Source organism: Polynucleobacter sp. 35-46-11 (genome assembly GCF_002281105.1).
In genome coordinates this window covers 1-4615 of sequence record NZ_NCFJ01000179.1, presented here as the reverse complement: position 1 = coordinate 4615, position 4615 = coordinate 1, and the positions used below count along the sequence as shown (strand labels likewise).

The window sequence follows — 4615 nt, the reverse complement described above, 5'->3', positions numbered from 1 at the left end:
CTCTCAGCAGAGAGGTTGCAGCATAAGTTGGCAGGTAAGTTGAGTCCTGAGCAAGAAGAGATGATGAATCGCAGTACTGAAACGATCATCGGACAAGTTCAGGCAATGAAAGAGATGGTGAATGATTTTAGGGATTTTGCAAAAACGCCCAGCCCACAACTAAAGTCAGTCTCAATCAACGCCTTGATACAGGAGATTTTGGGTTTATATGAGGGAAGCCCCATAAAAACTCACCTTGATGAGCGCAGCCCAAATATTATGGGTGATCCTACGCAACTTAGACAGATTATTCATAATCTTTTGCAGAACGCACAAGATGCTACTCTTGAGGGTGAGCATCAAGCTGAGCCAGTCGAAGTCAAAACTGAAATAGTGCCTTACGGCGAAGTCAATGGTGTGCCACAGAATGCGGTGCGCCTAACGATAAGTGATAGCGGTTCAGGATTTCCAGCTAAGATATTGGCAAGGGCTTTTGAGCCGTACGTAACAACAAAGAGTAAGGGCACTGGATTGGGTCTGGCAGTAGTGAAGAAAATCGTAGATGACCACGGCGCCAAAATTGAAGTTCGGAACCGTATTCGAGGGGATGAAGTGATCGGCGCACAAGTATCAATTTTGTTTATGAATCTGGCAAAAGAGGCAGCATAAGTATGGCAAGTATTTTGGTGGTCGATGATGAGATGGGAATCCGAGAGCTTCTTAATGAGATTCTGACGGATGAAGGCCACACTGTTTATGCGGCCGAGAGCGCTATGCAGGCTCGCACAATCCGCGAACAAATGCGTCCAGACCTCGTCTTGCTGGATATTTGGATGCCTGAAGTTGATGGCATTACCCTATTAAAAGAGTGGTCCAAGACGGGTCAACTCACGATGCCAGTAGTTATGATGTCTGGCCATGCCACGATTGATACCGCAGTTGAAGCTACCCGCATTGGCGCACTTAACTTCTTGGAAAAGCCCATCGCGCTTCAAAAATTACTCAAAACTGTTAACAAGGCTCTTGAGAGTGCACCTAAGTTTATTGAGCCTGTTGAGGAAAGAGTGCCTTCTGCGTCCTCATCCAGCCCCACCCCTAGAGTGGCAGCCAGTGAGAAGGTCACTCAAGTACAAGAGGGTGAGTACATTAGTGGGATTGCAAAAACTTACTTTGATTTGCCGCTTCGTGAGGCCAGGGACTTATTCGAAAAAGCCTACTTCGAGCATCAAATGATCATCATGGGTGGTAGCATGACTAAGATTTCTGAATACACTGGTTTAGAGCGCACACACCTCTACCGCAAGTTAAAAGCTTTAGGAATCGACACCTCACGCAATAAAGCCGAGCAGTAAACACCAAGTATGAGTCCCTTGTAATGTTCTTTGGGACTATTGGTGTGGCGCACAGCATTGACATTGCGACGGATCATTGCGCTAACATCATTTCGGAATTATTCCCATGGAAATAAAGGTTAACTTTCTCGATAAGTTGCGTCTCGAAGCCAAGTTCGATGACTTCACGGTAATTGCTGATCAGCCCATTCGATATAAAGGGGATGGTTCAGCCCCGGGACCTTTTGACTACTTTTTGGCTTCCTCCGCTTTATGTGCCGCCTATTTTGTAAAGCTGTATTGCGACACACGCAATATCTCAACCGAGAACATTCGACTTTCACAAAATAATATTGTCGACCCAGAAAATCGTTACCAACAGATATTCAAAATTCAGGTTGAATTGCCAGAGGATATTTCTGCCAATGATCGCCAGGGTATCTTGCGATCCATCGAGCGCTGTACGGTCAAGAAAGTCGTACAGGCGGGCCCGGAGTTTGTCATTGAAGAGGTTAAGAATCTCGATGCTGATGCGCAGAGCCTTTTAACTTTGAACTCGGCCTCAGATGTAAGCACCATTATTCCAGGTAAGGATTTGCCGCTAGAGCAAACCATTGCGAATATGTCTGGTGTGCTTGCCAATCTAGGAATTAAGATTGAAATTGCCTCATGGCGTAACCTGATTCCTAATGTATGGTCTTTACATATTCGCGATGCACACTCGCCAATGTGCTTTACCAATGGCAAAGGCTCCACAAAAGAAAGCGCGCTAGCCTCAGCCTTGGGCGAGTATATCGAGCGACTCAGCAATAACCATTTTTATGCTGGTGCATTTTGGGGTGAGGATATAGCCAATAGCAATTTTGTTCATTATCCAAATGAGCGTTGGTTTAAGCCAGGACCAAAAGATGCGCTACCTAAAGAAATTCTGGATGAGTATTGCCTAGAGATTTTTAATGCTGATGGTGAACTGCGAGCCTCACATTTAATCGATACCAATTCTGGCAATGTAGAGCGGGGAATTTGTTCATTGCCATATGTACGTCAGTCAGACGGTAAGACTGTGTATTTCCCATCCAACTTAATTGAAAATTTGTATGTCAGTAATGGCATGAGCGCTGGCAACACACTTGCTGAAGCGCAGGTGCAATGCTTGTCAGAGATTTTTGAACGAGCAGTTAAACGTCAAATTATTGAAGAAGAAATTGCTTTGCCAGACGTGCCACAAGAAGTGCTTGCAAAATACCCCGGTATTCTGGCGGGCATTCAGAGTCTTGAAGAGCAGGGCTTTCCGGTGTTGGTAAAAGACGCATCATTAGGCGGCATCTAACCTGTTATGTGCGTTACTTTAATGAACCCAAGAACGGGCGGAGTATTTGCATCCTTTGGGGCGCATCCAAGATTGGAAGTCGCCCTGGAGCGGAGCCTAACTGAACTTCTGCAAGGCCGTAGTCTAGAAGGCTTGAATGATTTACCGCCGCCTACTTTCGCTAGTGAGGCGGTGACTGAGCCAAATAATTTTGTTGAGCACTTTATTGACTCTAGTGGCATTGTGTCGTGGCGATTCTTCAGCGCTAAATCAAATTACGATTTTGTTGAGTGGGACTTTTCAGGTCATGGCGAGCACTCCAATAGAGATGAAGCGGCAACCCTGTTTGGCATTCTTAAAGATATGGGTAAAGAAGCTTATGTAGCAGTGTATGACGAGCTGGGAGCGATTGCTTGCAGAATCCTGGTGCCAGGGTATTCCGAGGTGTACCCGATAGAAGATTTGGTTTGGGATAACACGAACAAGGCCCTGTTATTCCGTGCTGATATTTTGAATCTACACAAACTAGATAATGCCAATCTAAGGAAGCTACTAGAAAATCTAGAAAATAATGAACTTGATGAGTATGGTGATATCGCCACATTGATTGGTATTGAGTTTGACGAGAATACGCCATGGGGTCAATTAACGGTTCTTGAGCTGAAGCTCTTAATTAATCTGGCATTGAAACAATTTGAAGAGGCGCATGAACTTGTTGGCGCTTTTCTGCAATACAACGACAATGCGGTCGAACGCAAACTGTTTTATCAGGCCTTAAATACAGTGCTTGAGATTGAGCTTGATGAGAATTTAGAGCTAAATGACTATCTGCAAAATCTACGACGTATGTTTAGCAAGGAAAGAATCGATGCGGTTTTGGGATCAGTAAGTGGTAGTGTGCGCTTCTTTGGATTAACTCCAACAAGCACGAAGTTAGAGGGCTTAGAGAGGCACCATCGTTTAATCGACAGTTATAAAAAATTACATTTGGCCCGGTCCTCTAGATAGGGGCTAATTACTATTTAGGCTGACCCATGTCGAACATTAAAGAATTGGCGATTATTGGAGACGGCTTTGCTGCAGCTGTAATGGTGGCGCATCTCTTGCGCAGGGGCATTGCGCCCACCGCTATAACGGTGATTGGCTCAGGCACCCTAGGAAAGGGAAATGCATATGGTTGTGACAATCTACATTTTCGACTAAACATCCGTGAGAATTTGCCAATCATTTTTTCAGATGACCCCTTGCATTTTTCAAGGTGGGCTAAAGAGCATGTAAATGATCCAGAAGCAAAGACTGATGCAGGATATTTTTATCTTCGCCAAGATTTTGGTCGGTATGTTTCTGAACTGATTTCTACTGAATCTAAACCAGATGACATTGAACAAATTAAAGCTAAAGTTCTTAGCTTAAGTTCGGCCGATAATTCTTGGAATCTTGTTCTTGATAACCAAGCGGTATTAAGTGCAAAGCGAGTCATTATCGCGACTGGCAATCCCCCGCCCACTTGGCCTTGCGTAGTCACTAATCCTTATCCCAATCTATCTGCATCATGTCTTGTTGAGAACCCTTGGACGGGACATGGATTAGTCGGGGTCGAAGCCCATGAGAGGATTATTTTGCTTGGTGGAGGATTGACAGCATTAGATGCCATTAATAATTTGGTAGAGCGTAAGCATCTTGGACAAATATATGTGATTAGTCCGAGAGCCATTTTTCCTCCAGCCCAGGCGAATTGGGAAAGAAAGATTCAGCCCGTTTGGCCGCAGAATTTAAGTCCAGCTAAATTCATTCGTTTCATACGAGATTATTTGCCATCAACATCCACTACGAGCACAGAGTGGCAGAGCGCATGGGAAGAGTTGAGGACAAATATTAATATCATTTGGCAACAATTCTCCGTGCATCAAAAGCGAACTTTATTTAAGAGAGTGGGTTGGCTATGGAATTTATATCGCTTTAGGGCATCACCTCAAACCATCGCTGCTTATGAGCA

Annotated in this window: 3 protein-coding genes and 1 pseudogene; all 4 read left to right on the top strand. The window is 44.6% G+C overall.

Annotation, left to right across the window (positions count from 1 at the left end; genetic code table 11):
* Positions 1-648 (top strand): ATP-binding protein (locus tag B7Y67_RS11245; protein WP_293598716.1); only part of this gene is annotated, 648 nt, incomplete at its 5' end.
* Positions 649-650: 2 nt separating this feature from the next.
* Positions 651-1331: a response regulator gene (locus tag B7Y67_RS11240; RefSeq protein ID WP_293598715.1), complete on the top strand. Its 681-nt coding sequence runs from the start codon at positions 651-653 to the stop codon at positions 1329-1331.
* 106 nt (positions 1332-1437) lie between these two features.
* Positions 1438-3627: pseudogene (locus B7Y67_RS11235) on the top strand (OsmC domain/YcaO domain-containing protein).
* A gap of 26 nt (positions 3628-3653) precedes the next feature.
* Positions 3654-4615 (top strand): FAD/NAD(P)-binding protein (locus B7Y67_RS11230; RefSeq protein ID WP_293598714.1); only part of this gene is annotated, 962 nt, incomplete at its 3' end.